Below are 19,180 nucleotides of genomic sequence, written 5' to 3'. Positions count from 1 at the left end.
TGTTATGAATAAAGTTACCACCTACTTCAGGGAGTCTTACAAAGAGCTGCTTGAAAAAGTAAGTTGGCCCACCTGGACTCAATTGCAGCAATCCACTGTGATCGTCCTCGTAGCTACGCTGGTGATCACCGCCATGGTATGGGTGATGGACATCGTAGCTCAATCCGGGCTTAATTTCATCTATTCATTATTTTACTAATGGAAAATCAGACTACTCAACAACAGGAAACCAAATGGTATGTGCTGCGCGTGGTGAGCGGCAAGGAGCGTAAGGTAAAGGAGTACCTCGATAAAGAAATTTCCCGTGGGGGATGGGGCGAGGTAGTGAAACAGGTTTTTCTGCCAGTGGAGAAGGTTTATAAAGTACAGAACGGTAAAAAGGTGATGCGTGAAAGGAACTATTATCCCGGCTACGTAATGATCGAAGTACTGGATGGAAAGCTTTCCGATGATCTCCGTGACGCTGTTATCAATACTACCAACGTAATTCACTTCCTGGGGAAGGACAATCCCATTGCACTCAGGAAAGCCGAAGTGAACAAGATGCTCGGCAAAATGGATGAAATGGCTGAAGTGGGCGGCGTGAGTATGATCGAGCCTTTCATCGTGGGCGAAACCATCAAGATCATCGAAGGACCTTTCAACGATTTCAACGGTATCATCGAAGAGGTGAACGACGAAAAGAAAAAGCTGAAAGTGACTGTAAAGATCTTCGGTCGCTCCACACCGGTAGAGCTCAACTATATGCAGGTAGAAAAACTCGCTTAATAATACCAGTTATAAAGAAATTAAAACCACAGCATTTGCTGTGGTTTTTTTATGCGCTTATGCCAGCATTCAGGGCAACAAAAAAGCCTTACCGTTATTGCTTCACGGGAAGGCTTCTGTATTTTTTGCAGGACAATAACTTTCTTAGTTGTTATCGTCGTCGCCGCCAGAGTTGGACTCTTCAGAAGAGTATCCGAAATCAAGCGATGCTTGTTCGTCAGCAACTGGTAACACCACTGGTGTTTCTTCAGGAGCGGGAGCTGGAGCTGCTTTCTTTCTTGGTCTTGGCGCTGGTTTCTTAGCGGCCTTCTTAGCAGGAGCTGCTTTCTTAGGCGCTGCTTTTTTAGCGGCTTTCTTAGGAGCTGCTTTCTTTGCTGCTTTTTTGGGAGCTGCTTTTTTTGCTGCTTTCTTAGGAGCTGCTTTCTTCGCTGCTTTTTTAGGAGCTGCTTTTTTAGCGGCTTTTTTAGGAGCTGCTTTCTTTGCTGCTTTTTTGGGAGCTGCTTTCTTTGCTGCTTTTTTAGGAGCTGCTTTTTTTGCTGCTTTCTTAGGAGCGGCTTTCTTTGCAGCCTTCTTGGGAGCTGCTTTTTTTACTGCTTTTTTGGGAGCAGCTTTTTTTGCTGACTTTTTCTTTGCTTTGGCCATAGTGTGATGTGTTTTTATAGTTGATGGTAAAGATACAATGGAACATAACTATTCAGATGCAAAAGCTACGCAGAAATATTCATATAATAAAAAACTCATTGAAAGTTTGACTCCGGCATCGCAAAACTTCACTCAATTCTTACGCTGTTCATCACCGGTATGATCATGCCGCATGCTGATTTTGGAGTTCTCTTATGCAATACCCGGGCCTGCATGCAGAGAGAATTAATGTAAACACTTATTATAAGAGAGCTCAACCAAATTTACTATTGTTGTATGCAGTTTTGTTTCTCCTGGTGGATGCCGATTTGATCTGCTTTTTTCCGGAGTAATCAGATGCTGGATCCCCAACCACTTTTTCTACCTGGGTTTACCTGTTTTTCCCCCGACTGGCTTAACTTTGCGGCTTTCGGGGGCTGACAAAGTTTTTTGAGATTCCTTTCAGAAAATCAAAACAAATTGTTACCTTTGCGTCCCCAATTGAAGTTCTTTACAACCCCCGTTCCTCCGCGGTGAGGCGGCAATGTCAGGTTGAAAGCCCGGTTGATCCGGCTTTCAGATCGGTAATCAGCCGCCGGAGACTGTAAAACGGGTAAAGAGGAATTTGGGAGTCCGCTCAATTGACGGACGTTAGAACCAATAAATCATTAAGTAATGGCAAAAGAAATTACCGGCTTCGTAAAGCTGCAGGTAAAAGGTGGTCAGGCGAATCCTGCCCCTCCTGTAGGTCCTGCATTAGGTTCCAAGGGTATCAATATCATGGAATTCTGCAAGCAGTTCAATGCTCGCACACAGGATAAAATGGGAAAAGTTCTCCCCGTTCTCATCACTGTTTACTCCGACAAGTCTTTCGATTTCGTTATTAAAACTCCACCGGCGGCCGTTCAGTTGCTCGAAGCAGCTAAACTGCAGAGTGGTTCCAAAGAGCCTAACCGTAATAAGGTTGGTAAAGTGAACTGGAGCCAGGTTGAGGCAATTGCAAAAGACAAGATGCCTGACCTGAACTGCTTCACCCTGGAAAGCGCCATGAAAATGGTTGCTGGTACAGCCCGCAGCATGGGAATTACTGTTGATGGTAATGCCCCCTGGGAAAACTAAATGTTCACATCCCTGCACAAAGCGGGGGTACTAAAACTGAATTACAATGGCAATCGCTAAAAAAAGAAAAGTAGCTGACACCAAGCTCGACAAAAATAAAATATACTCACTGAAGGAAGCTTCTTCACTGGTGAAGGATGTAAACACAACCAAGTTCGACGCTTCTGTTGATCTGCATATCCGTCTGGGCGTTGACCCCAAGAAGGCTGACCAGGCTATCCGCGGAACAGTAACCCTGCCCCACGGTACCGGTAAAACCAAAAGAGTACTGGTTCTTTGCACTCCTGATAAAGAAGCTGATGCAAAAGCAGCAGGCGCTGACTACGTAGGTCTGGATGAATTTGTACAAAAGATCGAAGGCGGATGGGTTGATATCGATGTTATCGTTGCAACTCCTGCCGTAATGCCTAAGATCGGTAAACTGGGTAAGATCCTCGGTCCCCGTAACCTGATGCCTAACCCTAAGACCGGAACTGTTACCAATGATGTGGCCGCAGCAGTAACTGAAGTGAAAGGCGGTAAGATCGCGTTCAAGGTTGACAAAGCCGGTATCGTTCACGCTTCCATCGGCCGCGTGAGCTTCACTCCGGAAAAGATCGCTGAGAACGGTACTGAACTGATCAACGCGCTTCTGAAGGCAAAGCCCTCTTCTGCTAAAGGTACTTACCTGAAGAGCGTGTTCATGGCCAGCTCCATGAGCCCCGGTATTGCTGTAGACACAAAATCATTGATCAACTAAAAAGATAACGCATAGGCAGTTCCGCTGTCTGCGAAATCATTAAAAAATTTGCGTTATGAACAAGCAAGAAAAAAATGAAGTGATTGAAGTACTGAAGGGAAAATTTTCCCAGTACAACAATTTCTATATCACCAATACAGAGAGCCTCACTGTAGAGCAGGTTGGTAAACTCCGTCGCATTTGCTTCGACAAGAATGTTGAAATGAAAGTGGCTAAGAACACCTTGATCCGCAAAGCCCTCGAAAGCCTGGACTCCAGCCGTTTCTCCGGTATGTTTGACTCCCTCAACGGGGTTACTGCCATCATGTTCTCTGAGAACGCGAAAGAACCAGCACTGATCATCTCTGACTTCCGCGCTAAAGGTCCAAAAGACTTCAACAAGCCTGTACTGAAAGCTGCCTTCATCGATGGCGACGTATTCGCCGGCGACGAACAACTGAAAGTACTGACTACCCTGAAGAGCAAGAACGACCTCATCGGAGATATCATCGGTATGCTCCAGTCTCCTGCCAAGAATGTTATCAGCGGCCTGAACGCCGGCAACAAACTGGCTGGTTTGGTGAAAGCACTCGAAGAAAGAGCACAGTAATCAGGAAGTATTATTTCAACTTATTAACTCACGCCTGAAGAGTTATATTCACAAATTTTTTTAAACCTCCCGCCGGAGCGCAGGCAATGAAGGCGGGAAAAATTTGACAAATTATGGCAGATTTAAAAGCATTCGCTGAGCAGTTGGTTAGCCTGACTGTAAAAGAAGTAAACGAACTCGCAAAGATCCTGAAAGAAGAGTATGGCATCGAGCCTGCAGCTGCTGCTGTAGCTGTTGCTGGTCCAGCTGCTGCTGCACCTGCTGCTGAAGAAAAAACCGCTTTCGATGTTATCCTGAAAAGCGGTGGCGCTAACAAACTGAACGTAGTTAAGATCGTTAAAGATCTGACTGGTCTCGGTCTGAAAGAAGCGAAAGACCTGGTTGACGGCGCTCCAAAACCCGTTAAAGAAGGTATCAGCAAAGCTGACGCTGAAACTCTCGCTGCTAAGCTGAAAGAAGCTGGCGCTGAAGTAGAGATCAAGTAATCTTTGCAAAAGCATATTACTTTCAAAGCCCCGGTAACCCCGGGGCTTTCTTGTTACTGCACCGTTTTTTAGCGGTGCCACCGATATGATGTCAAAATTCAGCCGGGTTTATTGTATATTGGTCCTCCCTAAGTATTATGAAAAAAGTCTCACTGAAAGATATTGCAGAAATCACCGGTGTATCAACTTCCACCGTCAGCTTTATTCTAAATGGTAAGGCAAGTGAAATGCGCATCAGTGAAGCGCTCAAAAAGAAAGTTCTCGCTACTGCAAACAAGCTCGGCTATCAGCCCAACCAGATTGCTGTGAGCCTCCGCACCGGCCAGACCAAGATCCTTGGACTGCTGGTGGAGGATATCTCCAATAATTTTTTCGCGCTCCTGGCAAAGACCATCGAAGACGAGGCGGAGAAATTCGGTTATCGCGTGGTGTATTGTTCCACCGAGAATGATAACAAGAAAGGACAGGCCCTTCTTCGCATGCTGGCACAACGCCAGGTGGATGGATTTCTCATCACGCCCACGCTGGGGATGGAAACGGATATCATCAAACTGCAGTTGCAGCACAAACCTGTGGTATTGATGGACCGCTACTTTCCCGAGGTGGATGTGCCTCATGTACTGGTGAACAATTATGGTGGCGTTACGTCAGCCATGCAACACCTCATTCAGCAGGGCTATGAAAGGATCGCATTCATCACTGTAGATCTTGCCCTCAACCAGATGCAGGAAAGGGAAGATGCATACAATGATGCACTCAGCAAATCCTCCACGCAAAAAACGAAAAGTAAAAAGAATATACTCTCCATCGATCCAACCGCGTCCCGCGAGGAAAAGAAAAAACTCATCGCCCGTTTCCTGAAGAATAATAAACCAGATGCCGTTTTCTTCGCTACCAATTATCTCGGTATACTCGGCCTGGAATGCCTTCGTGAACAAAAGATCCGCATCCCTGAAGAGCTGGCCGTGGTCTGCTTCGATGATCACGATATCTTCCGTCTTTATATCCCGGATATCTCGGTAGTACAGCAGCCTGTTGAAGAAATGGGCAGAAGGGCCGTGCACCTGCTGATGGACCAGCTTGGAAAGAACAGGGGAGCAGCAACCAAAAATCAGCTCCGGCTGGATGCTACCTTCGTGCCGAGAGAATCCACGCAAAAGATCTGATACCATCTCCCAGTTGCGGCCGCCCGCTTCCCGATTTCTTTTTTGTCATCCCGCAATACTTGCGTAATATTGAAGGCTGATGCTAAAACGATTTAGCAGCCGGTATATATTGCTTTTCGATATGTAATGAAGGAGAACTGCAAAAGCGCTGAAAACAATTGGTGCAGCGAGTAATGAAATATAGTATTATTGCAGTTCAGTGAAGCAGGTTAGAGCCTATCGATACAAATAAATCATTTCAATAAACCGTCTTGTTTTTTGAAGTATGCCGGACCAGGGTGTGAAACAGAACCGATCCGGCTTTTCAGTTGATCACAATTTTCCCTTGTGTGTTAAATGATTGATATGAAGAAATTAGCTCTGTTATTCCTGCCACTGCTTGCCCGCACTGGTATGCAGGCCCAGCCCCAGGCCTCTGCAAAAGTCTACGATCCCGTTGAATGGGTGAACCCGCTGATGGGCACCGATTCCAAACCAAGCCTCTCTAACGGAAATACCTATCCCAGTATCGTTCTCCCCTGGGGAATGAATGCCTGGATGCCCCAGACAGGAAAGATGGGGGATGGATGGGCTTACACCTATGCATCAGACAAGATCCGCGGTTTCAAACAAACACACCAGCCTTCTCCCTGGATGAATGACTATGGCCAGTTTGCCATCATGCCCGTGACCGGTTCGCTCAAATTCGACCAGGAAAAACGAGCCAGCTGGTTCTCGCACAAAACCGAGATTGCCAAACCTTACTATTACAGTGTGTACCTCGCCGATGCAGATGTAACAGCGGAGCTCACACCCACAGAACGAGCCGCGCAATTCCGTTTCACCTTCCCGGAGACCGACAGCTCTTTTGTAGTAGTGGACGCATTCGACAGGGGTTCCTCCATTCAGATCCATCCGGCAGAACGAAAGATAACGGGCTACACTACCCGCAACAGCGGTGGCGTCCCGGCTAACTTTAAGAACTACTTCGTTATACATTTCGATAAACCCTTCACCATTACCTATACCACCAATGGCACAAAACTGGTGCAGGATTCCCTGCAGGTGACCAATGCACATGCAGGAGCGATCGTAGGTTTCAAAACCAAGCGCGGTGAAAAAGTGAACCTGCGTGTTGCCAGCAGTTTTATCAGTGCTGAGCAGGCGGAACTGAATCTGCAGCGTGAAATCGGCAATGCAAGTTTCGAGACCACCATGCAGAAAGGCAAACAAGCCTGGAACAAAGTGTTGGGGCGCATCAAAGTGGAAGGCGGAACGGAAGAACAAACACAAACTTTTTATTCCTGCCTGTACCGCACCGTTCAATTCCCGCAAAAACATTACGAGTTCGATGCTTCCAACAAGATGGTGCATTACAGTCCGTACAATGGACAGGTTTTGCCAGGTCATATGTTTGCGGGCACTGGCTTCTGGGACACATTCCGCGCACTCTATCCTTTGCTGAACCTCCTCTTTCCGGAGATCAATAAGGAAATGCAGCAAGGCCTCGTGAACGATTACAAAGAAGGCGGCTGGCTCCCTGAATGGAGCAGTCCCGGGCTACGCAACGTGATGGTGGGCAACAACTCCGCATCGGTGGTGGCTGATGCCTATATCAAAGGATTGCGCGGCTATGATATCGAAACGTTGTATGAAGCTTTACTGCATGGCGCCAACAATGAAGGCCCGCTCACTGCAGTGGGAAGGGCCGGAGTGAAATACTACAATGAGCTCGGCTATGTTCCCTACGATGTAAACATCAATGAGAACGCAGCCCGCACCCTGGAATATGCTTACGATGATTTCACCATCTACCAACTGGCAAAACTGCTGAAACGCCCGCAGGCCGAGATCGATCTCTATGCCAAACGTTCACAGAATTTCCGTAACCTTTTCGATCCCGAAACAAAACTGATGCGCGGCAAGAACAAGGATGGTAATTTCCAGAAACCTTTCAACCCGTTCAAATGGGGTGATGCTTTCACCGAAGGCAATAGCTGGCATTATTCCTGGAGCGTATTCCACGATGTAAAAGGATTGAAAGACCTCATGGGTGGAGACGCGATGTTTGTGAAGATGCTGGACTCCGTTTTCAATCTTCCTCCGATTTTCGATGAAAGCTACTACGGCAGCGTGATCCACGAGATCCGCGAAATGCAGATCATGAACATGGGACAATATGCGCACGGCAACCAGCCCATCCAGCATATGATCTATCTCTACAATTATGCAGGACAGCCCTGGAAAACACAGGCGCATGTCCGCAATGTGATGGCGCAACTCTATAAGCCTACACCCGATGGGTATTGTGGCGATGAAGACAATGGCCAGACCTCAGCCTGGTACATTTTCTCTGCCATGGGATTCTATCCTGTTTGTCCGGGTACCACCGAATACGTGCTCGGCACCCCGCTCTTCAAGAAAATGACCATCACCCTGGAAAATGGAAAAACTTTGCAGGTGAATGCGCCCAACAACAGCGCTGCCAATAAATATGTGCAACAACTCCGATTGAACGGTAAAGTACATACGAAGAACTACCTGGATCATTTTGAGTTGATGAAAGGAGGAATACTTGAATTCAATATGAGTCCTGTGCCCAACAAACAGCGGGGCGCCAATAAGAACGATTTCCCTTTTTCATTTTCCAAATAGCCAATCACTTCCAGCGTTCGTATGAAAAAATTCCTGCCTTGCCTGTTACTGATCGTTCCCGGCCTGCGTGCCGCCGCGCAGACGGCACCTGAAAACCTGGTGCAATATGTGAAGCCCATCATCGGCACACAAAGAATGGGACATACCTATCCCGGCGCTACCGTGCCATTCGGTATGGTGCAGCTCAGTCCGGATACCGATACCCTTCCATATGAAATGAATGGAAAGTACAATAAGGATGTGTACAAATATTGCGCAGGCTACCAGTACGACGATAAGACGATTGTTGGATTCAGTCATACCCACTTCAGCGGTACCGGCCATTCCGATCTCGGGGATTTCCTGGTGATGCCCACCGTGGGCGAACTGAAGCTCAATCCCGGTCAGGCCCATCAGCCGCGAAGCGGGTTCCGCTCTTCGTTCTCGCACAGCAATGAGCTGGCAGAAGCCGGATATTACAAAGTAAGGCTCGATGATTACAATATCACTGCTGAACTAACGGCTACCAACAGGGTAGGATTCCATCAGTACAGTTTTCCAAAATCAGATCAGAGCCATATCATCCTGGACCTGATGTATGGTATCTATAATTATGACGATAAGAATACCTGGACATTCGTTCGCATCGAGAATGATACCCTGGTAACCGGTTATCGTCAAACGAATGGATGGGGCAGAACGCGCACTGTGTACTTCGCGATGGCCTTCAGCAAGCCTTTTTATCAATACGGGAATAAGAAGTTCGATAAGAGTCAGGTATATCGCGGTTTCTGGGGCAAATTCGATCAAACGAAGAACTTTCCTGAGTTTGCCGGAAAACAGATCCGCGCTTATTTCGATTTCAAAACAGAAGAAGGCGAGAAGATCATGATCAAATTCGCGCTTTCTTCTGTGAGCACTGATGGCGCCCTTCGCAACCTGCGTGCTGAAGCTCCCGGCTGGGATTTCAACCAGGTGAAAAAACAGGCGCAGGATCAGTGGAACAAAGAACTGAACAGGGTAGTGGTGCAGTCCGGTAGTCGCGATGAAAAAGAGAACTTCTACACTTCCGTATATCATTCCTTTCTCAGCCCGATCACTTACACTGATGCAGACGGACAGTATCGCGGCCTCGATCAGAATATCCATCAGGCCGATGGTTTCACCAACTACACAATTTTCAGTCTCTGGGATACCTATCGCGCTTTACACCCGCTCTTCAATGTGCTGCAGCCCAAACGTAATGCAGATATGGTGCAGAGCATGATGGCCCATTACGATCAGAGCGTGCATCATATGCTGCCGGTATGGAGCCATTACGCCAATGAGAACTGGTGTATGATTGGATATCACAGTGTGAGTGTAATTGCCGATGCTGTGATCAAAGGGAATGCCGGCTTTGATGCCAGCAAAGCCCTCGACGCCTGCGTTACCTCCGCCCGCAATGGCTGGTTCGAAGGACTGAACCATTACATGAAACTCGGTTACGTTCCGGAAGACAAGAGTGGTTCATCAGTGTCAAAAACACTTGAATATGCGTATGACGACTGGTGCATCGCCCAGATGGCAAAGAAGCTTGGAAGAAATGATGTTTACGAAGAGTTCATTCATCGCTCTGCATACTGGAAGAATGTATACGATGCGAGTATCGGTTATATGAGACCGAAAATGAGTGATGGAACTTTCCGTAAAGAATTCGATGTGCTCAGCACCCATAACCAGGGATTCATCGAAGGCAATGCCTGGAACTATAGTCTGTATGTTCCGCATGCACCCACAGAAATGATAGAGATGATGGGAGGGAAGAAACCATTCACTGCCCACCTTGACTCACTTTTCACCATGCACCTGCCCGATAAGTATTTTGCCGAAACTGAAGATATTACCCGTGATGGCATCATCGGAAATTATGTGCATGGCAACGAGCCCAGCCATCATGTGCCTTATCTCTACAACTGGACCGATCAGCCCTGGAAGACCCAGGAGCGTGTGCGTATGATCCTGAAGAAACAGTTCAGACCAACGCCCGATGGTCTGGGTGGAAATGATGATTGCGGACAGATGAGCGCCTGGTATATTTTTACAGCCCTGGGCTTTTATCCGGTAGCGCCCGGTTCCGATGAATATGCGATCGGCAGTCCGTCTGTTGATGGGGCAAGCATTCAACTGGAGAATGGAAAAATGTTTACGATAGAAGTTAAGAACAATAGCGATAAGAATGTGTACGTACAGCACCTGACATTGAACGGCAAACCACTGAACCGGTTATTTTTGAAACATGAGGAGATCCTCAATGGCGGTACCCTGGGATTTGTGATGGGGCCGAAGCCGGCGAAGAAATAGTTGCCACTCGCCGGGAGGTGAGCGGCTGGCTGTACCCTGTTTCACATATGCAAACGCTTATTTCACTAACTTTTCAATCCTGTTCGTCAATACTTTTTACTGAACCGGGGTGCCAATACCTTATTTTTGTTGCTCACCCGTCAGACAACCGGAAGACCGGTCCGGGTACTTCAATTTTTCCTCATTTTGCAGGTAGAGGCAGCGCTGGAAATCTGCCCATTTTCCCTTAAATTCGGTCTGAATTTTGCTAGAAACAATTTTCTTGTTTTTTGAACGCATATTTCATACCTTTGCCGTCCATTTTCATAAACTAATTAGTAGAGGTACGTTGAATTACATGGCCATTTTCACATAACTGCCTCATTTTCAGTGCACTGAGAACCTGTAAGTTCTCCTGTAATTTTTTTGTCTATAGACGATTTTTGACGTTCGAACAACTAAAAACCGGTTTTAATCAATATGTCTTCAACAAAATTGCAAAGCAGGATCAACTTCGGTAAGATCAAAAACTTAGCTGAAGCTCCTGACCTCCTCGAAGTACAGATTCAATCTTTCAAAGAATTTTTCCAGTTAGAGACCACTCCGGACAAGCGTAATATCGAAGGTCTGTTCAAGGTGTTCAAGGAAAACTTTCCTATTACAGACACCCGCAACATCTTCGTGCTGGAGTTCCTGGATTATTTCATTGATCCGCCCCGTTACACCATCGAAGAGTGTATGGAGCGTGGATTGACCTACGCCGTTCCCCTCAAGGCGAAGCTGCGTTTGAGCTGTAATGATGAAGAGCACGTGGATTTCCAAACCATCGTGCAAGACGTATTCCTTGGCAATATTCCCTACATGACGCCCCGCGGTACATTCGTGATCAACGGAGCTGAGCGTGTGGTGGTTTCCCAGTTGCACCGTTCACCCGGTGTATTCTTCGGGCAGTCCATCCACCCCAACGGCACCAAGATCTACTCTGCCCGCGTGATCCCTTTCAAAGGAGCATGGATGGAGTTTGCCACCGATATCAACAACGTGATGTATGCGTACATCGACCGTAAAAAGAAATTCCCCGTAACTACCCTGTTGCGTTCTATCGGTTATGAAACCGATAAGGACATCCTCGAGCTCTTCGGCATGGCCGATGAAGTGAAGGGCGACAGAAAGTCTCTCGCCAAGTATGTTGGAAGGCGCCTTGCTGCCCGCGTACTCAGAACATGGGTGGAAGACTTTGTGGACGAAGATACTGGTGAAGTAGTGTCCATCGAGCGTAATGAAGTGGTTCTCGAGCGCGATACCGTTCTCGACGATGAAGCCATCGAAAATATTGCCGATATGGATGTGAAATCCGTATTCATCCAGAAAGAAGACGTGGGTGGTGACTACGCTATCATCTACAATACCCTGAACAAAGACACTTCCAACTCAGAGCTGGAAGCTGTTCAACATATCTACCGCCAGTTGCGCGGCGCTGATGCACCGGACGACGAAACCGCCCGTGGTATCATCGACAAACTCTTCTTCTCTGACAAACGTTATGACCTCGGTGAAGTAGGCCGCTACAAGATCAATCGCAAGTTGAACCTGAGCCAGCCGCTTGACCAGAAGACGCTGACGAAGGAAGATATCATCGAGATCATCAAGTACCTCGTTCGCCTCACCAACGGTAAGGCCGAGATCGATGATATCGATCACCTGTCTAACCGCCGTGTTCGTACAGTAGGGGAGCAACTCTACGCTCAGTTCGGTGTTGGTCTGGCCCGTATGGCCCGTACCATCCGCGAACGTATGAACGTGCGCGACAATGAGGTGTTCACGCCCGTTGACCTGATCAATGCAAGGACCCTGAGCTCCGTGATCAACTCCTTCTTCGGAACATCACAGCTCTCCCAGTTCCTCGATCAGACCAACCCGCTTTCTGAGATCACGCACAAACGTCGTATCTCCGCACTCGGACCAGGTGGTCTGAGCCGTGAGCGCGCCGGCTTTGAGGTTCGTGACGTACACTACAGCCACTACGGCCGTCTCTGTACCATCGAAACTCCGGAAGGACCGAACATCGGTCTGATCTCCACTCTTTGCGTTCACGCGAAGATCAATGAGATGGGCTTCATCGAAACACCTTACCACAAAGTGGATAACGGTAAAGTAGACCTGAAGAAACTCACTTTCCTCTCTGCTGAAGAAGAAGATATCGCCAAGATCGCCCAGGCTTCTGCGCCATTGGATGAGAAAGGCGTGTTCGCTGAAGAGAAAGTAGCTTCCCGTCAAACAGGTGACTTCCCGATCCTCGATAAACAGGAAGTAGAGTTCATGGATGTAGCCCCCAACCAGATCGTGGGTCTCTCCGCTTCTCTCATTCCGTTCCTCGAGCACGATGACGCCAACCGTGCCCTGATGGGATCGAACATGCAACGTCAGGCCGTTCCCCTGATCCGCCCTGAAAACCCCATCGTGGGTACAGGCCTGGAAGGAAAAGCTGCCCGTGATGCACGTGTTCAGATCCTTGCTGAAGGTGATGGTGTGGTAGAATATGTAGACGGAAGCGAAATTCACATCCGTTACGATCGTACTGAAGCTGACCGTCTGGTAAGCTTCGAAGATGATCTCAGGATTTATAAACTCACCAAGTTCATCAAGACCAACCAGGAAACCTGCATCAACCACAAACCTTCCGTTAAGAAAGGACAGCGCATGAAAAAAGGCGACTTCCTCACTGAAGGTTATGCGGTACAGGCCGGTGAACTGGCGCTCGGACGTAACCTGCAGGTGGCCTTCATGCCATGGAAAGGTTACAACTTCGAGGATGCCATCGTAATCAATGAGCGTGTGGCCCGTGAAGACCTCTTCACTTCTATCCACATCTCTGAGTACGAACTGGAAGTTCGCGATACCAAACTCGGTGAAGAAGAACTGACTCCGGATATCCCCAACGTTTCTGAAGAGGCTACCAAAGACCTCGACGAAAACGGTATCATCCGTCTGGGTGCTGCTATTAAAGAAGGAGATATCCTGATCGGTAAGATCACTCCGAAAGGAGAGAGCGATCCTACCCCTGAAGAGAAACTGCTCCGCGCCATCTTCGGCGACAAAGCCGGTGATGCAAAAGACGCTTCTCTGAAAGCACCCAACGGTGTGGAAGGTGTGGTGATCGGTAAGAAACTTTTCCAACGCGCCAAGAAAGACAAGAACGCGAAGATCCGCGAGAAAGCTTCCCTGGAGAAACTGGAAAAGATCCACGAAAAGAATGTGGAAGAACTGAAGGAACTGTTGATGAACAAACTGCAATCCCTGTTGAAAGACAAGGCCAGCATGGGTGTAAACAACAACTTCGGTGAGGTGCTGATCGGCAAAGGAGCCAAATTCAATCCAAAGAACCTCGGTGGTATCGACTATCAGAATGTGAATCCGCTGGGTTGGACTGGTGATAACGGCATCGATGATCAGATCAACATCCTGCTCCACAACTACAATATCAAATTCAACGAAGAGCTCGGACGTTACAAGAGAGAGAAATTCAACATCTCTATCGGTGACGAGTTACCAGCTGGCGTACTGAAACTCGCGAAAGTATACCTCGCTGTTAAGCGTAAGCTGAAAGTGGGTGATAAAATGGCGGGCCGTCACGGTAACAAAGGTATCGTAGCCAAGATCGTGCGTGCAGAAGACATGCCGTTCCTCGCTGATGGTACACCGGTAGACATCGTTCTGAACCCATTGGGTGTACCTTCCCGTATGAACCTCGGACAGATCTATGAAACTGTACTGGGATGGGCTGGTCTGAAACTGGGTGTGAAATTCGCTACTCCGATCTTCGACGGTGCTACTGTAGAAGAGATCGCACAGAACATCGATAAGGCTGGTCTGCCAACTTTCGGCCATACCTACCTGCACGATGGCGAAACCGGCGAGCGCTTCCACCAGAAAGCAACCGTGGGTGTGATCTACATGATCAAGCTGCACCACATGGTGGACGATAAAATGCACGCACGTAGCATCGGACCATACTCTCTCATCACGCAACAGCCGCTTGGTGGTAAAGCCCAGTTCGGTGGTCAGCGTTTCGGTGAGATGGAAGTTTGGGCACTTGAAGCTTACGGTGCATCCAATATCCTCCAGGAACTGTTAACCATCAAGTCTGACGATATCATCGGCCGTGCGAAAACTTATGAAGCGATCGTGAAAGGTGATAATATCCCGAGGGCTGGTATCCCTGAATCCTTCAACGTGTTGGTACACGAGTTGAGAGGTCTGGGTCTCGATCTGAAATTCGAGTAACAGTGCCGGTTACACGATAACCCCCGTGTGTGCGTTGAATTTGTAATTTTTAAAAAGAAACTGAAAACTATAATATGGCTATCAAAAAAGATAATCGTCCCAAAGCCACGTTTTCTAAGATCACCATCGGTCTGGCTTCCCCTGACTCCATCCTGGAGCGCAGTTATGGCGAAGTGCTGAAGCCTGAGACCATCAACTACCGTACTTACAAACCTGAACGTGATGGTTTGTTCTGCGAACGCATCTTCGGACCTGTAAAGGATTACGAGTGCGCCTGCGGTAAGTATAAGCGTATCCGTTATAAAGGCATTGTCTGTGACCGTTGCGGTGTGGAAGTAACCGAGAAGAAAGTCCGCCGCGAGCGCATGGGCCATATCAAGCTGGTAGTGCCTGTTGTTCATATCTGGTATTTCAAGAGCCTTCCCAACAAGATCGGTTATCTGCTGGGCGTAAGCTCCAAGAAACTGGAGACCATCGTTTACTATGAAAGGTTTGTAGTGATCCAGGCTGGTATCCGCGAAGACCGCGGCCTCAAGACTGGCGACCTGCTCACTGAAGAAGAATACCTGGAGATCCTGGAGAACCTCCCCAAAGAGAACCAGTATCTGCCTGATGAAGACCCTCAGAAATTCATTGCCAAGATGGGTGCGGAAGCCGTTCACGATCTGCTCGGTCGTATCGAACTGGATACCCTGTCATTCGATCTCCGCAATGCTGCTGCCACTGAAACTTCACAGCAACGTAAAGCAGATGCCCTCAAGCGTCTGAGCGTGGTGGAAGCTTTCCGTGAAGCAAATGGCCGCATCACCAATCGCCCCGAGTGGATGGTAATGCAGTACATCCCTGTGATCCCACCGGAGCTTCGTCCGCTGGTTCCCCTGGATGGCGGCCGTTTCGCATCTTCTGACCTGAACGATCTCTACCGTCGTGTGATCATTCGTAACAACCGTCTGAAAAGACTGTTGGAGATCAAGGCGCCTGAGGTGATCCTGCGTAACGAAAAACGTATGCTGCAGGAAGCCGTTGACTCACTGTTCGACAACAGCCGTAAATCAAATGCGGTGAAAGCTGAAGGTGGTCGCGCACTGAAATCACTCTCCGATGTACTGAAAGGTAAACAAGGTCGTTTCCGTCAGAACCTGTTGGGTAAACGTGTTGACTATTCCGGTCGTTCTGTGATCGTGGTAGGCCCTGAGCTGAAACTCCACGAGTGCGGTCTGCCGAAAGATATGGCTGCTGAATTGTTCAAACCATTCATCATCCGCAAACTGATTGAAAGAGGTATCGTAAAAACAGTGAAATCTGCCCGTAAACTGGTAGACCGCAAGGAAGCTGTTGTTTGGGATATCCTCGAGAACATCCTGAAAGGTCACCCCGTGATGCTCAACCGTGCCCCAACACTGCACAGGTTGTCTATCCAGGCCTTCCAGCCCAAACTGATCGAAGGTAAAGCGATCCAGTTGCACCCGCTCGTGTGTTCTGCGTTCAACGCCGACTTCGACGGTGACCAGATGGCGGTTCACGTTCCGTTGAGCAATGCCGCTGTACTGGAAGCCCAACTGCTGATGCTGTCTTCACACAACATCCTCAACCCGCAGAACGGTGCTCCGATGACCCTGCCTTCACAGGACATGGTACTCGGTCTCTACTATATCACAAAAGGTAAGAGATCAACCGACACTGAAAAGATCCGCGGCGAAGGAAAAGCATTCTACAGCGCTGAAGAAGTGATCATCGCTCACAACGAAGGCTCTGTTGAACTGCATGCCTACATCAAGGTGAAAGCCGATGTTCGTATGGATGACGGATCCCTGAAAAGAAAACTGATCGAAACCACTGTAGGCCGCGTACTGTTCAACCAGTTCGTTCCTAAAGAGGTTGGTTATATCAATGCCCTGCTCACCAAGAAATCTCTTCGTGAGATCATTGGTGACATCATCACCATTACCAACGTTCCTAAAACAGCGAAGTTCCTGGATGATATCAAGCAGCTCGGTTTCCGTACTGCCTTCCAGGGTGGTCTGTCATTCTCTATCAATGACCTGATCATTCCTTCAATCAAAGAAGAAGTGCTGGATAATGCGAAAGGTGAGGTTGATGAAGTATGGGACAACTATAACCTCGGTCTGATCACCAACAACGAACGTTACAACCAGATAGTAGATATCTGGTCCCGCGTGGATACCCGCATCACTGAGACGCTCATCCGTGAGCTGGCAACCGATAAACAAGGTTTCAACTCAGTTTACATGATGCTTGATTCCGGTGCGCGTGGTTCCAAACAGCAGATCAAACAGCTTTGCGGTATCAGAGGTTTGATGGCGAAGCCAAGAAAATCAGGTTCATCCGGAAGTGAGATCATCGAAAACCCGATCCTCTCCAACTTCAAGGGCGGTCTGAACGTATTGGACTACTTCATCTCTACCCACGGTGCGCGTAAAGGTCTGGCGGATACCGCCCTTAAAACGGCCGATGCCGGTTACCTCACACGTCGTCTCGTAGACGTTGCACAGGATGTGGTGATCACCGAAGAGGATTGCGGAACATTGCGTGGTATTGCTACCAGTGCGCTGAAAGACAATGAAGAAGTAGTAGAGCCACTGTACGATCGTATCATCGGACGTACTTCGCTCCACGATGTATACAACCCAGGCACTGAGAAACTCATCGTTGCCGGTGGTTCTCAGATCACCGAGCTCATTGGTAAGGAGATCGAAGAAGCTGGTATCGAAACCGTAGAGATCCGCTCTGTACTCACCTGCGAAAGCCGCAGAGGGGTGTGCGTGAAATGTTACGGTAAGAACCTCGCAACCGGAAACATTGCACAGAAAGGTGACGCCGTAGGTATCATCGCTGCGCAGTCAATCGGTGAGCCTGGTACACAGCTTACCCTCCGTACCTTCCACGTGGGTGGTGTTGCGGGCTCCGCTTCAATCGAATCTTCACTTCCCGCCAAATTCGACGGTACTGTTCAGTTCGATGGCTTACGTACAGTAACAACCGAAAACAACGAAGGCGAAAAGATCCAGATCGTAATCGGCCGTACCGGTGAGATCCGTATCATGGATGTGAAGAACGACCGTCTCCTGATCACCAACAACGTACCTTACGGTGCAACCCTGCTGGTGAAAGACGGACAGCAACTGAAGAAAGGTGATCCGATCTGCACATGGGATCCGTTCAACAACGTTGTTGTTGCCGAGATCGCAGGTCGTATCAAATTCGATAACGTTATCGATGGTATCACTTACCGCGAAGAAGCCGACGAACAAACCGGTCACCGTGAGAAAGTGGTTATCGAAACAAAAGATAAGAACAAGATCCCAACCCTCGTAGTTGAAGGAAAGGACGTGAAGCTGTACAACTTGCCGGTAGGCTCACATATCATTGTGGACGAAGCCGAAGAAGTACGCGCTGGTCAGGTACTGGTGAAGATCCCGAGAACACTGCGTATGCAGCGTGACATCACGGGTGGTCTGCCACGTGTAACCGAACTCTTCGAAGCTCGTAACCCGGGTAACCCTGCGGTTGTTTGTGAAATCGACGGTGTGGTTTCATTCGGCGTGATCAAACGTGGTAACCGTGAGATCGTGATCGAAGCGAAAGACGGTGTTGTTAAAAAATACCTCGTTCCGCTCACCCGTCAGATCCTGGTTCAGGACGGTGACTTCATCAAAGCCGGTGCGGCCCTGTCCGATGGTCAGATCGCTCCCGGTGACATCCTCTCTATCAAAGGACCTTTCGCTGTACAGGAGTACGTTGTGAATGAGATCCAGGAGGTTTACCGTTTACAAGGTGTGAAGATCAACGACAAACATATCGAGGTGATCGTTCGCCAGATGATGAAGAAGGTGGAGATCGTGGATCCGGGCGATACCCGTTTCCTCGAAGAGGACCTGGAAGACCGCTTCGACTTCATCGAAGAGAACGACTGGATCTTCGACAAGAAAGTGATTTCAGATGCAGGTGAAAGCACCAAGCTGAAAGCCGGTCAGATCGCAAGCCTGCGTGAGATCCGTGAGGAGAACTCACTCCTCCGCAGGAACGATAAGAAAGCGGTAGAATACAGGGACGCAAACCCTGCCACTTCTCACCCCGTTCTGCTCGGTATCACCAAAGCATCACTCGGAACACAAAGCTGGATCTCTGCAGCTTCGTTCCAGGAAACCACCAAGGTACTGTCCTCTGCTGCCATCCAGGGTAAAACAGATGACATGCTCGGCCTGAAAGAGAACGTGATCACTGGTCACCCGATCCCGGCAGGTACTGGTCTCCGTGACTTCGAAAACATGGTTGTAGGTAGCAAGGAAGAATATGAACTGCTCCAGACCACGCGCGAAGCCATGAGCTTTGATGACGAAGAATAATTACCGGACCGCATGATGAATGCCTGATGGTACATATAACCGAAGAGTAGGAAGCTCAATGCTTTCTACTCTTTTTGTTTTTATTATATTACAGTCATTAGTGTTAA

General features: G+C 48.5%; 12 protein-coding genes. All 12 read left to right on the top strand.

The features are described from left to right. The first annotated feature begins 4 nt into the window (after positions 1-4). On the top strand, positions 5-199 hold the full coding sequence (gene secE, locus FSB84_RS00345; RefSeq protein WP_130543543.1) for a preprotein translocase subunit SecE: 195 nt from the start codon (positions 5-7) through the stop codon (positions 197-199). Beyond that, entirely contained in the window at positions 199-768 is a 570-nt protein-coding gene (nusG, locus tag FSB84_RS00340; RefSeq protein ID WP_127126314.1) for a transcription termination/antitermination protein NusG, read from the top strand. The genes secE and nusG overlap by 1 nt, the downstream gene beginning before the upstream one ends. A gap of 172 nt (positions 769-940) precedes the next feature. After that, positions 941-1,417, top strand: coding sequence for a hypothetical protein (locus tag FSB84_RS30880; RefSeq protein ID WP_225979947.1), 477 nt, complete (start codon positions 941-943; stop codon positions 1,415-1,417). 647 nt (positions 1,418-2,064) lie between these two features. Further along, on the top strand, positions 2,065-2,508 hold the full coding sequence (gene rplK, locus FSB84_RS00330) for a 50S ribosomal protein L11 (protein WP_127126312.1): 444 nt from the start codon (positions 2,065-2,067) through the stop codon (positions 2,506-2,508). 46 nt (positions 2,509-2,554) lie between these two features. Next, complete coding sequence (rplA, locus tag FSB84_RS00325; RefSeq protein WP_127126310.1) at positions 2,555-3,247, top strand: 50S ribosomal protein L1; 693 nt, start codon at positions 2,555-2,557, stop codon at positions 3,245-3,247. Between the two features lie 55 nt (positions 3,248-3,302). After that, positions 3,303-3,836 (top strand): 50S ribosomal protein L10, encoded by a 534-nt coding sequence (gene rplJ / locus FSB84_RS00320; RefSeq protein WP_130543544.1) that lies wholly within the window; start codon positions 3,303-3,305, stop codon positions 3,834-3,836. 113 nt (positions 3,837-3,949) lie between these two features. Then, a complete protein-coding gene (gene rplL / locus FSB84_RS00315; protein ID WP_130543545.1) occupies positions 3,950-4,321 on the top strand; it encodes a 50S ribosomal protein L7/L12 in 372 nt (123 codons plus the stop codon). Between the two features lie 137 nt (positions 4,322-4,458). Then, positions 4,459-5,487 (top strand): LacI family DNA-binding transcriptional regulator, encoded by a 1,029-nt coding sequence (locus FSB84_RS00310; RefSeq protein WP_130543546.1) that lies wholly within the window; start codon positions 4,459-4,461, stop codon positions 5,485-5,487. A gap of 345 nt (positions 5,488-5,832) precedes the next feature. Further along, positions 5,833-8,121: a GH92 family glycosyl hydrolase gene (locus FSB84_RS00305; RefSeq protein WP_130543547.1), complete on the top strand. Its 2,289-nt coding sequence runs from the start codon at positions 5,833-5,835 to the stop codon at positions 8,119-8,121. Between the two features lie 21 nt (positions 8,122-8,142). Further along, a complete protein-coding gene (locus tag FSB84_RS00300; RefSeq protein ID WP_130543548.1) occupies positions 8,143-10,443 on the top strand; it encodes a GH92 family glycosyl hydrolase in 2,301 nt (766 codons plus the stop codon). Between the two features lie 459 nt (positions 10,444-10,902). Beyond that, a complete protein-coding gene (rpoB, locus tag FSB84_RS00295) occupies positions 10,903-14,706 on the top strand; it encodes a DNA-directed RNA polymerase subunit beta (RefSeq protein WP_130543549.1) in 3,804 nt (1,267 codons plus the stop codon). A 74-nt stretch (positions 14,707-14,780) separates the two neighbouring features. Continuing rightward, positions 14,781-19,073, top strand: coding sequence for a DNA-directed RNA polymerase subunit beta' (gene rpoC / locus FSB84_RS00290; protein WP_130543550.1), 4,293 nt, complete (start codon positions 14,781-14,783; stop codon positions 19,071-19,073). Positions 19,074-19,180: the final 107 nt, after the last annotated feature.

Origin of the sequence: Pseudobacter ginsenosidimutans, from assembly GCF_007970185.1 — a bacterium.
GTDB lineage: Bacteria > Bacteroidota > Bacteroidia > Chitinophagales > Chitinophagaceae > Pseudobacter > Pseudobacter ginsenosidimutans.
The sequence above is the reverse complement of the archived record's forward strand: the minus strand, read 5'-3'. Positions and strand labels throughout refer to the sequence as shown.